General features: G+C 53.2%; 17 protein-coding genes, 1 tRNA gene and 1 pseudogene. 3 read left to right on the forward strand and 16 right to left on the reverse strand.

Going from position 1 to position 16,770, the window contains the following annotated elements; translation table 11 throughout:
- Positions 1-26 precede the first annotated feature (26 nt).
- Positions 27-1,850 carry an AMP-dependent synthetase/ligase gene (locus ACTOVJ_RS01655; protein ID WP_449501089.1) on the forward strand — a complete coding sequence of 608 codons (1,824 nt, stop codon included), beginning with the start codon at positions 27-29 and terminating at the stop codon, positions 1,848-1,850.
- 406 nt (positions 1,851-2,256) lie between these two features.
- On the opposite strand, the gene ACTOVJ_RS01660 is transcribed toward ACTOVJ_RS01655, so the two are convergent.
- From ACTOVJ_RS01660 to ACTOVJ_RS01670, 3 genes are all read right to left on the reverse strand, one after another.
- Positions 2,257-2,338: transfer RNA gene (locus ACTOVJ_RS01660), tRNA-Leu, on the reverse strand.
- A 42-nt stretch (positions 2,339-2,380) separates the two neighbouring features.
- Positions 2,381-2,857 (reverse strand): thioredoxin-dependent thiol peroxidase, encoded by a 477-nt coding sequence (bcp, locus tag ACTOVJ_RS01665; RefSeq protein WP_449503266.1) that lies wholly within the window; start codon positions 2,855-2,857, stop codon positions 2,381-2,383.
- Positions 2,854-3,177: a hypothetical protein gene (locus tag ACTOVJ_RS01670; RefSeq protein ID WP_449501091.1), complete on the reverse strand. Its 324-nt coding sequence runs from the start codon at positions 3,175-3,177 to the stop codon at positions 2,854-2,856. The genes bcp and ACTOVJ_RS01670 overlap by 4 nt, the downstream gene beginning before the upstream one ends.
- Before the next feature lie 113 nt (positions 3,178-3,290).
- On the opposite strand from ACTOVJ_RS01670, the gene ACTOVJ_RS01675 reads away from it, so the two are divergent.
- The gene (locus tag ACTOVJ_RS01675; protein WP_449501092.1) at positions 3,291-3,827 is read left to right on the forward strand and encodes a DUF4916 domain-containing protein; all 537 of its coding nucleotides are present in this window, start codon (positions 3,291-3,293) and stop codon (positions 3,825-3,827) included.
- Positions 3,828-3,832: 5 nt separating this feature from the next.
- On the opposite strand, the gene rdgB is transcribed toward ACTOVJ_RS01675, so the two are convergent.
- From rdgB to clpS, 8 genes and pseudogenes are all read right to left on the reverse strand, one after another.
- Positions 3,833-4,450 carry an RdgB/HAM1 family non-canonical purine NTP pyrophosphatase gene (rdgB, locus tag ACTOVJ_RS01680; protein WP_449501093.1) on the reverse strand — a complete coding sequence of 206 codons (618 nt, stop codon included), beginning with the start codon at positions 4,448-4,450 and terminating at the stop codon, positions 3,833-3,835.
- Positions 4,441-5,178 carry a ribonuclease PH gene (gene rph / locus ACTOVJ_RS01685; RefSeq protein WP_449503933.1) on the reverse strand — a complete coding sequence of 246 codons (738 nt, stop codon included), beginning with the start codon at positions 5,176-5,178 and terminating at the stop codon, positions 4,441-4,443. The genes rdgB and rph overlap by 10 nt, the downstream gene beginning before the upstream one ends.
- Positions 5,179-5,245: 67 nt before the next feature.
- Positions 5,246-6,433 carry an SGNH hydrolase domain-containing protein gene (locus ACTOVJ_RS01690; RefSeq protein WP_449503932.1) on the reverse strand — a complete coding sequence of 396 codons (1,188 nt, stop codon included), beginning with the start codon at positions 6,431-6,433 and terminating at the stop codon, positions 5,246-5,248.
- Between the two features lie 150 nt (positions 6,434-6,583).
- A pseudogene (locus tag ACTOVJ_RS01695) lies at positions 6,584-6,853 on the reverse strand (FG-GAP repeat domain-containing protein); the annotation flags it as partial.
- 167 nt (positions 6,854-7,020) lie between these two features.
- Positions 7,021-7,803 (reverse strand): MBL fold metallo-hydrolase, encoded by a 783-nt coding sequence (locus ACTOVJ_RS01700; protein ID WP_449501095.1) that lies wholly within the window; start codon positions 7,801-7,803, stop codon positions 7,021-7,023.
- The gene (murI, locus tag ACTOVJ_RS01705; RefSeq protein ID WP_449501096.1) at positions 7,800-8,615 is read right to left on the reverse strand and encodes a glutamate racemase; all 816 of its coding nucleotides are present in this window, start codon (positions 8,613-8,615) and stop codon (positions 7,800-7,802) included. The genes ACTOVJ_RS01700 and murI overlap by 4 nt, the downstream gene beginning before the upstream one ends.
- Entirely contained in the window at positions 8,612-9,349 is a 738-nt protein-coding gene (locus ACTOVJ_RS01710) for a DUF2017 family protein (RefSeq protein WP_449501097.1), read from the reverse strand. Before ACTOVJ_RS01710 ends, murI begins: the two co-directional genes overlap by 4 nt.
- Positions 9,346-9,624, reverse strand: a complete 279-nt coding sequence (clpS, locus tag ACTOVJ_RS01715) for an ATP-dependent Clp protease adapter ClpS (protein WP_449501389.1) — start codon at positions 9,622-9,624, stop codon at positions 9,346-9,348. The genes ACTOVJ_RS01710 and clpS overlap by 4 nt, the downstream gene beginning before the upstream one ends.
- Positions 9,625-9,745: 121 nt before the next feature.
- Between clpS and ACTOVJ_RS01720 the strand changes: the two genes are divergently transcribed.
- Positions 9,746-11,122, forward strand: coding sequence for a nicotinate phosphoribosyltransferase (locus tag ACTOVJ_RS01720; RefSeq protein WP_449501098.1), 1,377 nt, complete (start codon positions 9,746-9,748; stop codon positions 11,120-11,122).
- 64 nt (positions 11,123-11,186) lie between these two features.
- Here the strand turns inward: ACTOVJ_RS01720 and ACTOVJ_RS01725 are convergent, their stop codons facing one another.
- From ACTOVJ_RS01725 to pepT, 5 genes are all read right to left on the reverse strand, one after another.
- On the reverse strand, positions 11,187-12,953 hold the full coding sequence (locus tag ACTOVJ_RS01725) for a DEAD/DEAH box helicase (protein WP_449503931.1): 1,767 nt from the start codon (positions 12,951-12,953) through the stop codon (positions 11,187-11,189).
- Positions 12,950-13,294 carry a DUF3039 domain-containing protein gene (locus ACTOVJ_RS01730; protein ID WP_449501100.1) on the reverse strand — a complete coding sequence of 115 codons (345 nt, stop codon included), beginning with the start codon at positions 13,292-13,294 and terminating at the stop codon, positions 12,950-12,952. Before ACTOVJ_RS01730 ends, ACTOVJ_RS01725 begins: the two co-directional genes overlap by 4 nt.
- A gap of 190 nt (positions 13,295-13,484) precedes the next feature.
- Positions 13,485-13,766: an HU family DNA-binding protein gene (locus tag ACTOVJ_RS01735; RefSeq protein WP_449501101.1), complete on the reverse strand. Its 282-nt coding sequence runs from the start codon at positions 13,764-13,766 to the stop codon at positions 13,485-13,487.
- A gap of 175 nt (positions 13,767-13,941) precedes the next feature.
- On the reverse strand, positions 13,942-15,513 hold the full coding sequence (locus ACTOVJ_RS01740) for an aspartate:alanine exchanger family transporter (RefSeq protein ID WP_449503930.1): 1,572 nt from the start codon (positions 15,511-15,513) through the stop codon (positions 13,942-13,944).
- A gap of 10 nt (positions 15,514-15,523) precedes the next feature.
- Positions 15,524-16,732 carry a peptidase T gene (gene pepT, locus ACTOVJ_RS01745; protein WP_449503929.1) on the reverse strand — a complete coding sequence of 403 codons (1,209 nt, stop codon included), beginning with the start codon at positions 16,730-16,732 and terminating at the stop codon, positions 15,524-15,526.
- Between the last annotated feature and the right edge of the window lie 38 nt (positions 16,733-16,770).

A 16,770-nucleotide genomic window follows, 5' to 3' on the forward strand; every position in this document is an offset into this window, starting at 1 on the left:
GCGAATCCGCCAAGAAAGAAGGTTTGATGAAGAAGAACCGTGACGGAAGCGTCACCCGCAAGTCCCTCGTTCACACCAAGCACTGGATGAACATCCCGTGGATGCTTGATGAGAGGGAGAAGCGCGCGCCAAAGCAGGTGGCAATCGAACGCCAAGTGTCGATTGGCACATGGTCACCGATGACTGTGGCGGAGTTCCAGGCTGATATTCGCGTTGTTGCGCGAGGCTTTGTCGGGGAAGGACTCGCGGAAGGTGATTCGATCGCTATTTTCGCCGCAACCTCCTACAACTGGAATCTCATCGATATGGCAGCGCTGTCGGCAGGACTCGTTGTAGTACCAATCTACGAATCTGACTCTGCTCAACAGGTTCGATGGATTCTCGAGGACGCCAACGTTAAATACGTCATCACAGAGACCGAAGCGCAAAAAGCGGTTGTCGAATCCGTTGCGACCCCAGAGCTCATGAAGGTCGTCTCATTCGCTGGTGACGCAATTTCTCAGCTCTACGCTGCTGCTGCAGACGTGGACGATGCGGAAATTGATCGTCGTAAAAAGAACCTCACGATGGATTCGCTTGCCACGGTGATTTACACATCTGGAACAACAGGAAATCCCAAAGGGGTGGAACTCACTCACGGCAATTTTGTGTCCACGACGTTGGAAGTTCATCAGTTCCTCCCCGCGGTCACGACGACGAAAGACACTCGTGTGCTTTTCTTCCTGCCAATGGCACATGTGATGGCTCGCGTGGTTTTCTACTTTATTATTGCCGGGAATGGAGTGGCTGGACACGCCCCTAATATCAAAAACCTGGTGGCAGATATTACGTCGTTCAAACCCACCGCTTTGCTCGTTGTCCCGCGCGTTCTGGAGAAAATCTACAATGCTGCGGAGACCAAGGCGGGTGGCGGCATTAAACGCAAGATTTTCCGCTGGGCTGCGCAAGTCGCCGTAGATTCATCCTCACGCCATGCAGGTCTTTTCCTGGCGTTCAAGATTAAAATCGCCCGCAAGCTTGTGTGGTCTAAGATCACTGATGTGATCGGCGAACAGGTGAATTGGGCAGTTTCTGCGGGCGCACCACTCGGGAAGCGCCTAGGTCACTTCTACCGTGGAATCGGTTTGAAGGTGCTTGAAGCCTATGGCCTGACGGAAGCGACAGGAGCCACGTCAGTCAATCCTCCCAAGGCGATCCGCATGGGCACGGTTGGTTTGCCAATGCCAGGGACATCGTACAAAATCGCCGATGACGGCGAGGTCATGATTAAGGGGCCGCATTTATTCCGCGGCTACCGCAACAATCAAGCAGCAACGGATGAAGTATTCGACTCTGAGGGATGGTTCCACACTGGCGATATCGGTGAGCTCGACAAGGCCAACTACCTGACAATTACAGGCAGAAAGAAGGAACTGCTTGTCACTGCTGGCGGCAAGAATGTCTCCCCTGCTGTTCTCGAAGATCCATTGCGTTCACACCCGTTGATTTCACAAATTGTTGCGATCGGTGATCAGCGTCCTTTCGTCGCAGCTCTCATCACACTTGATGCTGATATGCTCCCTGGCTGGCTTGCAGCTCATGGACTCGAAACAACGATGGACATGTACACTGCAGCGAAGCATCCTGCTGTACTCGAATCGCTGGGTCGTGCCATCGATAAAACCAATAAGCAAGTGTCACGCGCAGAATCAATTCGCAAATTCTCCGTACTTCCCACCGATTTCACCGTGGAAAACGGGCTCCTGACACCATCGCTCAAGGTCAAGCGTGCCGAAGTTAATCGGCGCTTCGCCTCCGCGATCGAGAAGTTGTACTCGGGTAGCGCGCAGGCTGATAAGTCGAAGAAATAAACTTTGACATGGGTATGGGGGTGCCGGTTGTGTGAAGTGCTCCCTGAAAGAAGGAACTCAATTATCGAGTCCAACTTTCAGGGAGCACTTCAGTGATCGACCGGCACCCCATACCCATAGCTTCTGTCTTTTAGCACCCTGAATTTCGTATTTCAGCTCAAGATATGGCTCGAGTATTGATTTTCAGGGTGCCAAAAGACCACATGTCCCTGTAGAAGCAGCGACAGAAAGCCGTGAAAACCACGACATCAAGGTGATGTGACATTTTGGTTTTTCTGTCTTGAGGCGGCCATGCGTACTCTACCTGTCAATACCTGCGGAGATGCTTTGCGCGAGTGTGTGCAACAGAGTGTGCAACCACCGCTTAACGTATTTACAAAGCGTTGATATAGAGCCATTCTAACGGTGCGCGAGGGGGGACTCGAACCCCCACACCCGAAGGCACTAGAACCTAAATCTAGCGCGTCTACCAATTCCGCCACTCGCGCGTGCTCCCCTAGCATAGCGGTCAGAGCAACAAAAGAAAAACTCTAAGAGTCAATACCCAGAGTTTTGCGCACACGCGCCACATGTCCGGTGGCCTTAACGTTGTACATTGTCTGAATAAAGGTTCCCTCAGAACTGATAACGAACGTTGATCGAATGATTCCCATTGAGATCTTGCCGTAGTTTTTCTTCTCGCCGTAAGCTCCCCATTCAGTTGCCACAGCCTTATCCTCGTCCGATGCTAATGGGAAGTTCAATGATTCCTTCTGTGTGAACTTTTCAAGTTGTTCAACAGAATCGGGCGAAATTCCGATCACCGAATATCCAGCGCTTTTCAGCGAATTCTCGCTATCTCGGAAATCGCATGCTTCCTTCGTACAACCCGGCGTCATTGCACGTGGATAGAAATAGACGATAACGCCCTTGTTTGCTTGAGCAATAACCTCGTGGAGAGTGACTTCCCCTCCACCGACAGTCGGCAATGTGAAATCAGGAGCCTTCTGTCCCACCTCGAATGTCATCGTGTCCCTCCTTGATCTAGTTCATTGAAAAGCCGCAGACTCACCAACAGAGCAAAGACCACGAACCCGACAATCATCGGAACGTAGCCCAGTTCCGTCGGCGTCAAAAAAGCCACTCCCAACATGCAGCCAGCAACTGCATTCAAATGCCTCGATGAAAATGCCCACCAGCTCCCCGCTGCGAGTGCAGTTGCTACGAGAACGAGGATCAGAACCATCCAATTCCATCCAGATTTAATCAGGGTGTACCACCCAAGCGCCACCATGGCAGTTGCAAAGGCCGCGGCGAGAGCCATCATCGGCTTTTCGTATTTCGTCATATCGACATCATGCCACGCTCGGTGACGAGAAGATGCATGGTGCGGCCAACTCATACGTTCACCAGTGGCGCACACTCTCACTTTTCTTTCCCTTCAGAAGGCACAATGACACTATGGATGGAATGGAAGAGATGGCCTCTTGGCTGAGTCCTGAAGAGTTGGAATTTGTGCGCAACAAAGTCCCGATGCTCTACGTGAATGTGGTCCCTGTGCGCTTAAGCGAAACTGGCCAAGTTGAAGCTGTCGGCCTCCTCCTTCAAGGCGGCGATGACGTCATCTCACGATCGATTGTTTCAGGTCGAGTTCTCTTTCATGAAACTGTGCGAGCAGCTGTCGTACGCCACCTTGAAAAGGATCTCGGGCTCATGGCGCTACCGCGAATTCCTGCTTCCATGGTTCCGTTCACTGTTGGCGAATACTTCCCGACGCCGGGAGAGGGCTTTTTCGATTCGCGGCAGCACGCCGTCGCGCTCTGCTACGTTGTCCCCATTTCGGGGGATTGTTCACCTCAGAATGACGCCTTAGGTTTTACGTGGTTTGACCCCGGCGATCTCTACACACGCGAGCTGTGTGCAGAAATGACGCCGGGACACGCAGAAATCGTCAAGCGTGCGCTCGCATTTTTGGGGTACACGCGCGAGCGGCTCTAGTGGTACTAAAGCGCCTGAGAAAAGACCTCGCGACGTATCACAGGCGCAAATGCACTGAATGCTCGTGCGCGATGCGAGATCGCATTCTTCTGCTCAGGTGTCAGCTCAGCAGCCGTTACGTCACATCCCTCCGGTTGGAAGATCGGGTCATATCCGAAACCACCTTCGCCACTACGTTCATCGCGCAAAGTGCCACGCACACGACCACGCTGAGTAAATTCACGTCCGTCCGGCATCACTAGAGCAGCAGCACAGATGAATTCCGCGCCCCGATGTTCCAATGGAACATCGGCAAGCTGAGCCAATAAAAGTGCAACATTGGCCATGTCATCGCCGTGAATACCACTCCACCTTGCAGAGAAGATACCCGGAGCCCCTCCGAGGACATCCACGCTGATACCTGAGTCGTCAGCGAGGGCTGGGCGCCCAGTTGCTCGAGCCACTGCACGCGCTTTGATCAAGGCGTTTCCTTCAAAAGTCACAGCATCTTCAACAGGTTCATCGATTCCCAACGAGGCTGCGCCCTCAATCCCTGCTAGCCCCGGGATGAGTGGCCTCAAAATTGCCTCAAGTTCTTCAACCTTGTGCGCATTATGGGTGGCAAAAATAAGTTTCATTCGCATACCGCTTTCTGAAGCTGTGACAGTTCACGGTTACCCTTTTCCGCCAAATCCAGCAACTGTCCGAGTTCAGTACGCGAAAAAGGCTCACCTTCAGCAGTCCCCTGAACCTCAATGAATTTTCCACTACCGGTCATCACCACATTCATGTCAGTTTGCGCGCGCGAGTCTTCCTCATACGGCAAATCTAAGCACGCATGGCCATCAATTACGCCGACAGAAATTGCAGAAATTGAATCGCGCAACACTGGCTTGCCTGCTCGTGGGTGGATATGTCCGTTGGCGATTCCCCAGGCGACGGCGTCAGCCAGAGCGACATAAGCGCCGGTAATCGAGGCTGTACGGGTGCCACCATCCGCTTGAAGCACGTCGCAATCCAAGACGATGGTGTTCTCACCGAGTGCTTCAAAATCGACAACCGCCCGAAGTGAACGGCCAATGAGGCGAGAGATTTCTTGTGTTCGTCCGCCGACTTTGCCCTTGACTGACTCGCGCTGGTTGCGAGTATCGGTTGCACGCGGCAACATCGCGTATTCACCGGTCACCCAGCCAAGGCCCGAGTCTTTACGCCAGCGCGGTACACCTGCGGTAAAAGAGGCCACGCACAAAACTTTCGTGCGACCAAACTCCACCAGAACTGAGCCTTCGCCAGCTTCGAGGTAGTTGCGGGTAATGGTTACTGGACGCAGTTCATCGGTGGCGCGCCCGTCTTTGCGAGAGAATTCAGTCATGTCTCAAGCATAACGCGCTCGACATGATGAGAGATAAAACAGGCGCTGCCACCACACCAGAGAATGACTAGTTCAATATTCCGATCGATTTCAGGCCGGACAGTACAGCTGGTGTCATTTTCTCCGCGAAGTCACGTGTGAGGTGATGCTGATCTTTCGCAACAACCGTGTCCCCAATTGCTGGGTAACACTTCGAGGAATCACAAATATGATCATTCAAATCCAAAATTTTCGCACCATACTCGGCTGCGAGCTTTTTGTTGACATTGAAATAACGCTGATCTTCACCTTCGTCTCGACTCACTGCACACGCCCCCGGATTCTCAAGATTTCGCGAGAGACATTCAATGTTATGTTCTCTAAAACGTGGGGTATCACGAATAAAGACAATCTGGACAGTACGCGGAATTTCATTGAGTAGGTCACGCATAGCAGCCTCGTGCGCTGGAAGTGTGATGTTCTTCGAGTAGACGTAATTACTCAACATCAAAATTTGAGGAGGATTCTGCTTGATCCGCTTGACAACCCTCTTCTTCCACTCCAGACATGCAGGATACTCAGTCACCTCTCCTGTGAGGCCACGATTCTGAATTGAGCACGCGTCACGAGTGTTGTATTCGAGGGAGAAGTAACCTTCCCCGGCCAATTTTTGCATTGCGGGAGCCCACGCAGCAGCATGAGAATCTCCGGCGACCATCACCGTGAGATCACCAGAACCGTATCGACAACCCGCAGGTTCAATGACTTTCGAAAACGAGATGCCGATGTGACAGTCTTTGCCGCTGGGAATTGAGACTTGTGCCTGCGGATGAGAAAAGTCAATATTGACATTCTTTCCAATGAGGGAAGCTGATGTAGGAGCATTCTCAGGAGAAAACTTTGGTGCCTCCTGAGCGAGAAAACGTGGGATAAATTTTTTCACGGAATAACGTTTTACTGCACCATCTTTAAAGGTGGCATAGATTCCTTTCGCTTCATTATCCGCAAAAAGTCGCTTCGCGTTTGTCCACTTACTCCCCATTTTTTCAAAAGAAATGAGATGTGTCTTGCCCACATTACTTAACGCGTAAAGACGCAATTCGCCATTTCGGAGCGTTGTCCACAAATCTGCGATACCGTCACCTGTCATATCGTCTCCGAAGGTCACGGACTGGACACTCGACCATGGGCCATCAATCTTGATTGGGTCGAGTAGTTTGTGTTCAGCATTCGTTGGGAGAATTTCGAGTACATTGCTCCGGAGCATAACGAACATTGGATATCCTCCAATGCCTTTTCCCGTCACTGAGGAAGACAAAACATCTGAAAAACCTTCCCCGATTCGTTGCGGAGAACCAATGCGGAAATTCTTTTCACTGGGATGGACAAAAAGTTCTCCAGCCGAATTAATTGAGAAAAGGTCTGAGCGTCCATCCCCATTAAAATCAGCCCCGCCGAACAAGTGAGACGCATCTGTAACTTTGCCTAGGTTTTTGGGCGAAGAAAAATGAGAAGATCCGTTTCCCTGGCGATATTGCAATAAACCATCCTCTCCGAGTAGCAACACATCATCGTGTCCATCTGCATTAATATCCTCGAAAGAGACGATTTCTGACTTTCCTCCACTCGACCCGAGGTTGAGCGTATCTTTCTTCCACTCAACTGAAGCACGTGCAGCAATAACCGATGTGGAAATAGCATCCGGATCAGCACTGGAAGCGAGAGGTTCATCACTATGAGATTTACTTGCTACTGATGAACACCCCCCCCGAAAGTGCGAGTAACAATGAAATCGTTACAGCAACAGGCCTTTTTCTTTTCATACTTTCCTCCAAATTTAGCGAACCAGGCATAGAGATAACCTTAAATTGAATAGAGCGCGTCCTTGCGTGCAGTATCGATTGGACCATTAAAGACGCTTGCAGCATCCGAAAGTGTCTTTTGAGCGCTTGTCCACGGCTGGAGGTGGGTGAGCACAAGCTGACCATCGGGCCGGAAACGACTGGCCGCGTCGGCAGCTCGGGTAGCCAATTGGCCAGCGCGAACGCCCGTCATGTGAACTCCACGCACGGTGTCTCGTCCTTCTTCGAACGCAGCTTCGGACACAATCAGGTCGGCCTGAGAAGCCGCAGCGACGAGCTCATCACTCAAATCTGAATCTCCGGTGTAGAAGATGCGTCCTCCGTCTGTGAGATCCTCCACCAACATGCCGAGAGCCGGAACCGTATGCCACGCTTGGCAGAACGTCATGCGCAAACCCGCGACTTCAACGCTGTCGCCCGGACGCACTACATGGAAATGAAACTCTGGCCTGTAGTCTTCACCGGCCGGATCATCAGCAAGCTGTTGCAACCGCTTACCCGCATCCGATGGAGCATACACAGGTATGGGTGTGCCCGGCGCATCTGGATGCCAGCGCCGATACACGTGCATGGCCGCAAGATCGCCGCAGTGATCAGCATGAAGATGGCTTAGCACAATGGCATCGATGCTGAGCGGATCGATGTGGTTCTGAAGATTCCCGATCGTTCCTGCTCCCAGATCCAAGAGCACTGACCCACCGGCATTGCTCTGAACCAAATAAGATGACGACGCCGACGCCGGGCCGGACATCGACCCTGAGCATCCGATCACCGTGAGTTTCATTCGCTGTCCTCCTCGTGGTTGATCTGCGTCGCCCCCATCACTTCAGGACCAAGGAAACGACGCGCAAGGCGGCCGAATTCGTCGGGATCACTCGTTGCCATGAAACGATATTGGGGATCAGTCCCATCGGCGAGCATATCGTTCGCAACCAATGTTCGATAGACGTCTTTTGCTGTCTCTTCCGCACTCGACACTAGCGTGACATCATCGCCCATCACATAAGAAATTACACCCGTAAGCAAGGGATAGTGAGTACAGCCCAAAACGAGAGTATCGACACCGGCGTCACGAACAGGAGTGAGGTATTCCTGAGCTTTCTCAAGCAACTCAGAACCAGTAGTAATACCACGTTCAACAAATTCCACGAATGCTGGACACGTCTGCATCGTGAGCTTCACATCCACCGCAGCCGCGAACGCATCAGCGTAAGCGCCCGAGCTGATTGTTCCTTGAGTGCCGATCACACCGATATTGCGGTGGCGCGTGGACGCCATCGCACGGCGCACAGCTGGCTGAATCACTTCAATAATAGGAATTCCCACACGTTGATAGCGCTCACGAGCGTCATGAAGCACCGCCGACGACGCTGTATTGCACGCAATCACGAGCATTTTGACGCCTTGACCCACTAACTGATCCATCACGCCCAGAGCAAGTTTTCTCACCTGAGCGATGGGACGCGGCCCGTATGGCGCATATTTTGTGTCGCCAATATAGGTAATGGATTCCCCAGGGAGCTGATCAATAATTGCACGAGCGACCGTCAGTCCGCCAACTCCCGAGTCAAAAACTCCGATCGGTGCATTATTCATCGCCGCGCCTCCTTCGCCCGGACAGAAGCCACGAGCGATTCTTGCCACCAGGTCGACATCGCGTACAGTACCGCCATCATATCTTCAGGGGTAGATACCTCCGGGATATCGTCAGCCATACGACTCGAATGCGTGGTGAAGAGACCCGCACGTTCAAAAATTTCCGTTGCTTTTTCATCGGAATCGATTTCCAAACGAGCGGCAAGAACCAAACGAATATCATTCAAAGATGCAAGCCACGCGGATGCATCCTCGTTTGACACCCAGACACGATCGCCAATGCCCATTGCAGTATCCTTCGCGTTGGCGGGAGTCTCGATGGCGTCAAGTTGCATAAAAAATGTGGTGAGATTTTCGATTTTCGCACCAGCAATAGAATCCTCTGTCAGCTCTCGCAGTGTTTGAGCATCTTGTGGGTTCTCGCTCATGTCTGGAAAGAGTGCTTCCATAGCGTAATCGCTTGGAAGATCATCGTCGAAAGTCATCTGTGGCTCGTCGGCGACGGCGGCGTGTGCAGCTTCTTCTACACCGGCAAGTTCAAGCTCAAGAGCATCAAAAAAATCTGCATCCGTATTGCCCTCGCGCTGAGCAACTTCTTCACGCCGCTCAACTTCACGATCCATGTCTGAGCCCATCATGAATACCAGGTCGCTGGCAAGAGAAGCGAGCATAGCACGCTCATCGTCGGTTGCGCGCGCTTCGTATCCCCCGCGCACTGGACGAAACGCCATCATTGTGCGTCCTCCTCGATCGTGGCACGTAAACCGAACTTATGCATTGCTGCAGCGTCCTTTTCCATCGCTTCGCGACTTCCAGTGGACACAATCGCACGTCCACGGTGATGGACTTTCAACATGCATTGATAGGCAGATTCGATGTCCATTCCGAAATACGACTCGAATACCCACTGCACGTATCCCATGAGGTTGACCGGATCATTGTGTACAACGGTACGCCAACCAATAACCTTGGCCGGCGTCAGGTGAGTTTCTTCTTGAGGATTCGCAATATCTTTGTCAACGGGCACCCGATAATTCTACCGAAGAATCGGTACATAGCCGCTATACCTATAGCGCATTTAGCCACACTTTTCACACCCTTTTCCATCAAAAAGTAGGCGCGGTCACACGATGGACACTACTGTAGACTCTATGACCACAACTTCCACGGCGTTGCTCACCGACATGTACGAGCTGACGATGCTGGACTCGGCGATTCATTCGGGCACAGCGTTTCGCGAATCTGTTTTTGAAGTATTCGGACGGCGCCTCAGCGGCGGCCGGCGTTACGGCGTCGTCGCAGGAACTGCACGAATATTGGATGCTGTAGAGAAATTCCGCTTCGGTGTCGAGGAAATCGACTATTTGCGGTCACAAAATTTTCTCTCTGAACAGACGTTGGATTTCCTGGCAAACTACCACTTTTCAGGTTCGATGTTTGGCTACCCGGAAGGCGAATGCTATTTCCCGAACTCTCCTATTTTGACCGTTCGCGGAACATTTGCCGAAACCTGCATTTTGGAAACCGTTCTGCTCTCGATCTTGAACTACGATTCCGCGGTCGCCACTGCCGCATCGCGTATGACAACGGCAGCTCATGATCGCCCATGCCTAGACATGGGCGCACGGAGAGCTCACGAAATCGCAGCAGTTGCGGCAGCACGCGCAGCAGTCATTGGCGGCTTCATGGGAACTTCAAATCTGGAGGCTGCGCGCAAATACGGCATTAAGCCGATCGGTACGGCGGCACACTCCTTCACACTTCTGCATGATTCCGAAGAAGAGTCGTTCGCTGCACAGATTGCAACCATGGGGACGCAGACAACCCTCCTCGTTGATACTTACAACGTCACAGAAGGCGTGAAGAAGGCAGTCGAAGCCGCCCGTGTAGCTGGAGGCGAGCTCGGAGCCGTTCGCCTCGATTCTGGAGATCTTGTGGCCTCAGCTTTCACAGTTCGTCAGCAGCTCGACGAACTGGGCGCAACTTCCACCAAGATCACTGTGACATCAGATCTTGACGAATATGCTATTGCCGCCCTGGGGGCTGCTCCTGTGGACGCTTACGGTGTGGGGACAAAGCTAGTCACTGGTTCCGGTCATCCGACGGCGGAGCTCGTCTACAAACTTGTCGCACGTGAAAACTCTGACGGCACATGGAAAGAGGTCTCCAAAAAATCAGATCACAAGTCCTCGGTGGGTGGGCTGAAGATCGCCGGACGTCGTCACGATGAAACTGGTCGTGCTGTTGAAGAAGTCGTTGTTTCTGCGCGCGACTATCAACAAGGATTAGACTATCTCGCTTCCCAACACGCACGCCCACTTCAGGTGACACTAATCGACAACGGCGTCATCAACGAAATGTACCGGGAGCCTGATTCACTAGCGTTGGCTGCGGAACGTCATCGCAACTCTCGCGCCGCTCTACCCTATGCCGCATGGCGCTTGTCTCAAGGCGAACCAGGTATCCCTACTCGCCTCGAAGATATCTTCGACGGCGACGACGAATAGCAGCGTGCATTGAAGATGATGGTGGGGAGCAAATTCCGCTCCCCACCATCATCTTTTTGATGTTTTATTTCCGCCCAACGAACCATCGCTGGATTTTGAGTATCCGCGCTTCAATCTGTTCAAGTGAAGCTCTCGCAACATCGGGGCCACCAGTGGCTTTGCGAAGCTCAGTGTGAATCAGTGCATGAGGTCGGCCGGTCTTTGCCGCGAACGCAGCCACTAGCTTGGATAGCTCCTTGCGCTTTTCACGACGCTTGCGCGAATCCATCACTGGTGACGGTCCATCACCACGTTTTTTCGAGGCTGCAGCCTGTTCAGCTTGATGCTGACGCAAAAGTTGTGTCACTTCCGAGGGTTCAAGGAGACCTGGGATACCGAGAAAGTCGGCTTCTTCATCAGATCCGACTTCAGCCCACTGTCCAAAATCTGCTCCGTCGAAGACCACCCTGTCGAAGGTAACGTCGGAGGAAAGAGCCTGATATCCCGGGCCGTTGACCTCGTCCGACGCCGTCTCTTCACGATTCGCTTGCGCTACGGCGTCGTCATCCCACCCTTCTTGGGCTGGCTTCTTTACCAGCGCGTGATCTCGCTCCTTTTCGAGCGCACCCGCCAGTCCAAGCAATACTTCCACAGATGGAAGGAACACCGAAGCAGTTTCGCCGCGCTTACGTGCACGAACAAAACGCCCGATTGCCTGCGCAAAGAATAGAGGTGTGGATGTCGAGGTTGCATACACTCCGACGCAGAGTCGCGGGACGTCCACACCCTCCGACACCATGCGCACGGCAACCATCCAACGCTTTGTGTTAGCGGAGAACTCGGCAATCTTGTCGGATGCGGTTGTATCGTCTGAGAGCACAACCGTTGTTTTCTGACCACAAATCTGTTCAAGGATCGTAGCGTAGGCACGCGCAGTTTTGTGATCCGTCGCGATGACTAGACCACCGGCGTCGGGGACTCCTTTACGCACGATACTGAGTCGGTCATCAGCAGCAGCGAGCACAGCGCGAATCCAATCACCACCTGGATCCAAAGCTGTACGCCATGCAAGCGACGTAACGTCCTTTGTTGACGCTTCTCCCAATGTGGATTGATAGACCTCGCCGTGCTTGGTCTGCCACGTCATTTCGCCCGAATAGGACATGAAAATAACCGGGCGCACAACGCCGTCGTGAAGAGCGTTGGCATAGCCGTAGGAGTAATCTGCACGTGAACGCAAAATACCGTCCGCATCAGGTTCATAGGTGATGAACGGAATTTTCGCCGTGTCGGAGCGGAACGGTGTACCGGTAAGCGACAGTCGGTGAACTGCCGGAGAGAAGGCAACCCGGATGGCGTCTCCCCACGAGAGGTTATCTCCTCCATGGTGCACTTCATCCAAAATCACCATCGTTTTCTTTGCCGACGTGCGGTGGCGATGCATCATCGGAGCACGCGCAATTTGCGCGTAGGTCACACACACCCCGTTGAACGATCGCCCGAGTCCGCTTTGGGAGTTAGAAAAGTCAGGATCAAGCTGGATGCCGACGCGAGCTGCCGCCTCTGCCCACTGGTACTTCAAATGTTCCGTTGGGCAGACAACTGTCAGCTCAGTAGCCTTGCCACGTGCAAGCATCTCCACCGCAACGCGTAGCGCGAACGTAGTTTTACCTGCACCTGGGGTCGCAACCGCAAGAAAATCTTGCGGCATGTCACGAAGATATTGTTCCAGCGCCTCTGCCTGCCACGCACGCAGACTCCCGGCCGTCCCCCACGCAGCGCGTTGAGGATATGAAGGAGAAAGGTTTTCAGCGGAAAAAAGAGAAGGCCGGCTGTGACCGCCCGCGCTCATTGATCACCAGGCACGTTCGGGCCAAATGGCCAGGATGAATCTCCGCCGCCATTCTTCATCGATTCATGGATCGCTTTGCACGTGGGACACACGGGAAAACGATCAGGATTGCGCATCGGCACCCAAACTTTTCCGCACAGCGCCACAACAGGACGTCCTTCAACAGCTGAGCGCATGATCTTATCTTTGCGCACGTAGTGTGCATAGCGCTCGTTATCGCCAGGCTGAACTTCTTCGCGAACCTCTTCGAGAACTGCGGTGCCGCCGGCTGATTCGGGCTGCCCTGGATCCGGATAACCAAGCTCTGATGAACCATACGAAGGAGTAATCATGTGCTCCATTCTAGTTCTGCATCTGACGATTTCATACCTCCAGCAAATGGGCATTCACCACATCCGAGAATTGAGTATCACTCTCCTCAAGGAAGATCCTTGCCTATGTTTTGGGACTATATCCGTTGCTTTTCTCCTCAGAAAATGAAGGAGGCACCCGTGGGTGCCTCCTTCAGATGAGTGTTCTATGAGCGATCGCTCACTTAGCAACAGCCTTCTTGAGGTTGGAACCAGCGGAGATCTTCACGCCGTAACCGGCAGGGATCTGGATTTCCTCGCCGGTACGCGGGTTGCGACCCTTGCGAGCTGCACGCTCGGTGCGCTCAACGGACATCAGGCCTGTAATCTTGACCGAATCGCCCTGAGCAAGGGCGTCAACCAGAACGGTCTGAAGAGCGGAAATGGCCTTGTCGGCGTCGGTCTTCGTGAGGCCGGCCTCTTCGGCGATCTTTGCAATGAGCTCAGTGCGGTTGAGGGACATTATTTTCCTCTCGATAAAACGGATATGTCTGACGGGTTCGGTTGAACCGCTATGTAAAAAGCTAACGGATAAGCGGGCAAAACGGCGAGTTATCGGGTGTGTTGCCCGAAATTCATACAAACCGATCAGTGTTTTGATCGCTTTTGCTGTTTCTTCGTCACAACCAGCACAATCGCTAGATTGCAACAAGAAGGTAGACGAGGATGATCTTGACGATAATTCCAAAAGCAAAGAGCGCGGCATAACCAGACTCGATACGTTCATCGTTGACCTTCCCCTGCGCGTACGCCAAGATGGCGGGCTGTCCGAGGATGCCAGCCATCGCTCCGGCAGTGCGCTGAGCAGACAAGCCGAGGATTTTACCCATCATTGCGGTGAGCGCAAGAACAATAACGGCAACTGCTAGGCCAAGTAGACCACCACGCAAGCCTTGCGGAGTGAAAGCCGTTTTTGCGAAAGCCGGTCCGGAGGCGATGCCGACGGCGGCGAGGAAGAGTAACAGACCGAGCTGACGAATGGTCAAATTCGCAGCCATCGGCGGCTGCCATACAATCGGCCCCGTGCGCTGAAGGTATCCGAGGATCATTCCGACAACGAGCGGACCAGCAGCTGCTCCCAGCGAGAACGAGCTACCGCCCGGAAGGGTGAACTGAACCATACCCAGCAACAAGCCTAGAACCATGCCTAAGCCCATGGGAATTGCATCGACTTCGGAGATGCGGCGTACCGAGTTACCAAAGAAGGAGCTCAACGCATCAAATTCTCGGCGAGGGAAGGCCACGAGTACACGATCCCCCAGTTCGAGGTTCATGTCGTCAGCCGCGAGCATTTCAATGTCACCTCGATGAATACGTGTAATTACACCCCCGAAGCGGCCACCAACATTGAGCTCAACAACGCTCCGTCCGGCAAGATCATCATTAGAGACAAGGAATTGGCGGAAATCAACTGTTGAACGGTCATCAGCGAGATGGGAAGGAACCACTTCACCGAGCGCATCGACGGCAACATCGACATCGTCGGCCATCCCGACCACAACGACACGGTCACCTTCAATGAACTCTTCGCCTGGAGAAATCACACGAACCGAATCCCCTCGTCGCAGGTAGGACAGGCGCACTTGCTGCTCTTTCCATCCAGGAACTTCACGCACAGGCATTGGACGGTGGACAATGGCAGTGACAGCGGAGAGATGGTCTCCAGAACGAGATGGGATGTCATTCTTCTCGCCCCACTTGCGTCCCACCACGATTGATACGAGGATGATCGCCACGATCACACCCATCGGGTACCCGAGGGCATATCCCACGCCAGGTGCATCCTTATTCGTTGCAGCATCAGTGGCAGCCGCGAGCGCTGGGGTCGTCGTCATTGCACCGGCAAAGATACCAATGCCAAGATCACGCGAGAGCCCCAGCACATTGCCTAAGAAGACGACAACAGCGCCGCCGACGCCGAGAACCAGTACAGACGAAAAGATGAATTTCGCTTGTCGTCGCAAATCGGAAAAGAACGTCTGTCCAGCGCTAATGCCAACCATGTAGACGAACAAACCTAACCCCAGACTCTGGACAAGCCCCAGAGTTTTCCCCATCTCAGGGACAAAGTTGCCCACTAGAAGGCCAACAAACAGTGCGCCGGCAGCGCCGAGTTTGAGCGGCCCGAAGGGGATCATTCCGAGGAGCGCACCGAGAGTAACCACCAGGAAGACGGTCAGGAGTGGTTGCGCAGAAAGTAGCTCTATCAACTTTTCCCTTTCAGTTGTGTTGGTTCGCAGAAACGAGCTCGAGGATAATGCGCGTTGCACATTCCATCGATCCCAGGGGTAGGAACTCATGACGTGAATGAAAATTATGAGCGCCAGTGAAAAAATTCGGCGTGAAAAGACCGAGAGTAGAGAAATACGAGCCATCAGTGCCGCCGCGCATGGGGGTCGGTTTCACTTCGATGCCGGTTCGCGCACATGCGTCAAGAAGCCGCGTTAAGCCGACGCGATTGTCATCTGTCATCGAATCGGCAATATTCGCGTACGTGTCTTCTTCCGTAAGCTCGATCTGAGCGCGCGGCTCGCGTGCGCGTGCGTCGGCGACGACGATACGGACGCGCTCTTTCTTTTCTTCATAGCCTTGGCGTGAATGGTCACGAATATTGAGGGTGAGCGTGGCACGTGTTTGGTTACCCTCCATTTCCTGAACCCAGATATACCCCTCACGGCCATCGGTGCATTCAGGAGTCTGACTGCGATCAAAGGCATTGGCGATGTCGACCGCAATGAGTAACGGATTAACAAGAACACCTTTTGCGCTCATCGGATGAGCCGCCACTCCCGTGATCTCAATATGTGCGTATCCCGCATTGAATGTTTCCCATACAACTTCGCCCACCGGCCCGCAATCGAGGGTGTAGGCGAAATCAGGGTGAAATCGATTCATATCGAGGACTTTTGCGCCACGCAAACCGATCTCTTCGTCAGGAACAAACGCAACCTGGACTTCTCCATGAGGGAAATCTGCCAAACGTCCAAAGGCTGTCATCATTTCCGCGATCGCAGCTTTGTCATCTGCACCCAGCACCGAAGTACCGTCAGTGGTGATGACGGTGTCCCCCACGTAGCGTGCAAGCTCAGGAAACTCGGCAACTGACAGCGTGCCGTTCCCTAAATCAATATCTCCACCTTCGTAGTGGTGAACTTGCGCATTGACACGCGGCGAGAGCCCGACGTCGGCAGTATCGACGTGAGCGCAAAAACCGATGGACGGCCCGACGCCGGTTGCTGGAAAAACTGCTGTGAGGCAGGCGTGCGCGTCCACGAAAATATTGTGTGCACCTAATTGTTTGAGCTCAGATTCGAGCAGACGGATCATGTCCCATTGTCCGGGTGTGGATGGGACTTGGTTGGCTTTTGCGTTTGATTGCGATTCAATTGCACTGTAGCGCAAGAACCTCTGGAGTAATTCTTCCCTCACATTTTCATTTTAGGACTCTGAGTTGGGCCGAGTACGGC

It is taken from the genome of Arcanobacterium sp. (ex Cirak et al. 2026), from assembly GCF_053585065.1.

Excerpts from the sequence above, each read along its gene's own strand:
- ACTOVJ_RS01655 (WP_449501089.1), top strand. The coding sequence starts at position 27 with ATGAAGAAGAACCGTGACGGAAGCGTCACCCGCAAGTCCCTCGTTCAC.
- ACTOVJ_RS01670 (WP_449501091.1), bottom strand. The coding sequence starts at position 3,177 with ATGACGAAATACGAAAAGCCGATGATGGCTCTCGCCGCGGCCTTTGCA.
- ACTOVJ_RS01675 (WP_449501092.1), top strand. The coding sequence starts at position 3,291 with ATGGATGGAATGGAAGAGATGGCCTCTTGGCTGAGTCCTGAAGAGTTG.
- ACTOVJ_RS01690 (WP_449503932.1), bottom strand. The coding sequence starts at position 6,433 with ATGTTCGTTATGCTCCGGAGCAATGTACTCGAAATTCTCCCAACGAAT.
- ACTOVJ_RS01725 (WP_449503931.1), bottom strand. The coding sequence starts at position 12,953 with ATGAGCGCGGGCGGTCACAGCCGGCCTTCTCTTTTTTCCGCTGAAAAC.
- ACTOVJ_RS01730 (WP_449501100.1), bottom strand. The coding sequence starts at position 13,294 with ATGGAGCACATGATTACTCCTTCGTATGGTTCATCAGAGCTTGGTTAT.
- ACTOVJ_RS01700 (WP_449501095.1), bottom strand. The coding sequence starts at position 7,803 with ATGAAACTCACGGTGATCGGATGCTCAGGGTCGATGTCCGGCCCGGCG.
- bcp (WP_449503266.1), bottom strand. The coding sequence starts at position 2,857 with ATGACATTCGAGGTGGGACAGAAGGCTCCTGATTTCACATTGCCGACT.
- rph (WP_449503933.1), bottom strand. The coding sequence starts at position 5,178 with ATGACTGAATTCTCTCGCAAAGACGGGCGCGCCACCGATGAACTGCGT.
- ACTOVJ_RS01735 (WP_449501101.1), bottom strand. The coding sequence starts at position 13,766 with ATGTCCCTCAACCGCACTGAGCTCATTGCAAAGATCGCCGAAGAGGCC.
- ACTOVJ_RS01720 (WP_449501098.1), top strand. The coding sequence starts at position 9,746 with ATGGACACTACTGTAGACTCTATGACCACAACTTCCACGGCGTTGCTC.
- rdgB (WP_449501093.1), bottom strand. The coding sequence starts at position 4,450 with ATGCGAATGAAACTTATTTTTGCCACCCATAATGCGCACAAGGTTGAA.
- murI (WP_449501096.1), bottom strand. The coding sequence starts at position 8,615 with ATGAATAATGCACCGATCGGAGTTTTTGACTCGGGAGTTGGCGGACTG.
- ACTOVJ_RS01710 (WP_449501097.1), bottom strand. The coding sequence starts at position 9,349 with ATGATGGCGTTTCGTCCAGTGCGCGGGGGATACGAAGCGCGCGCAACC.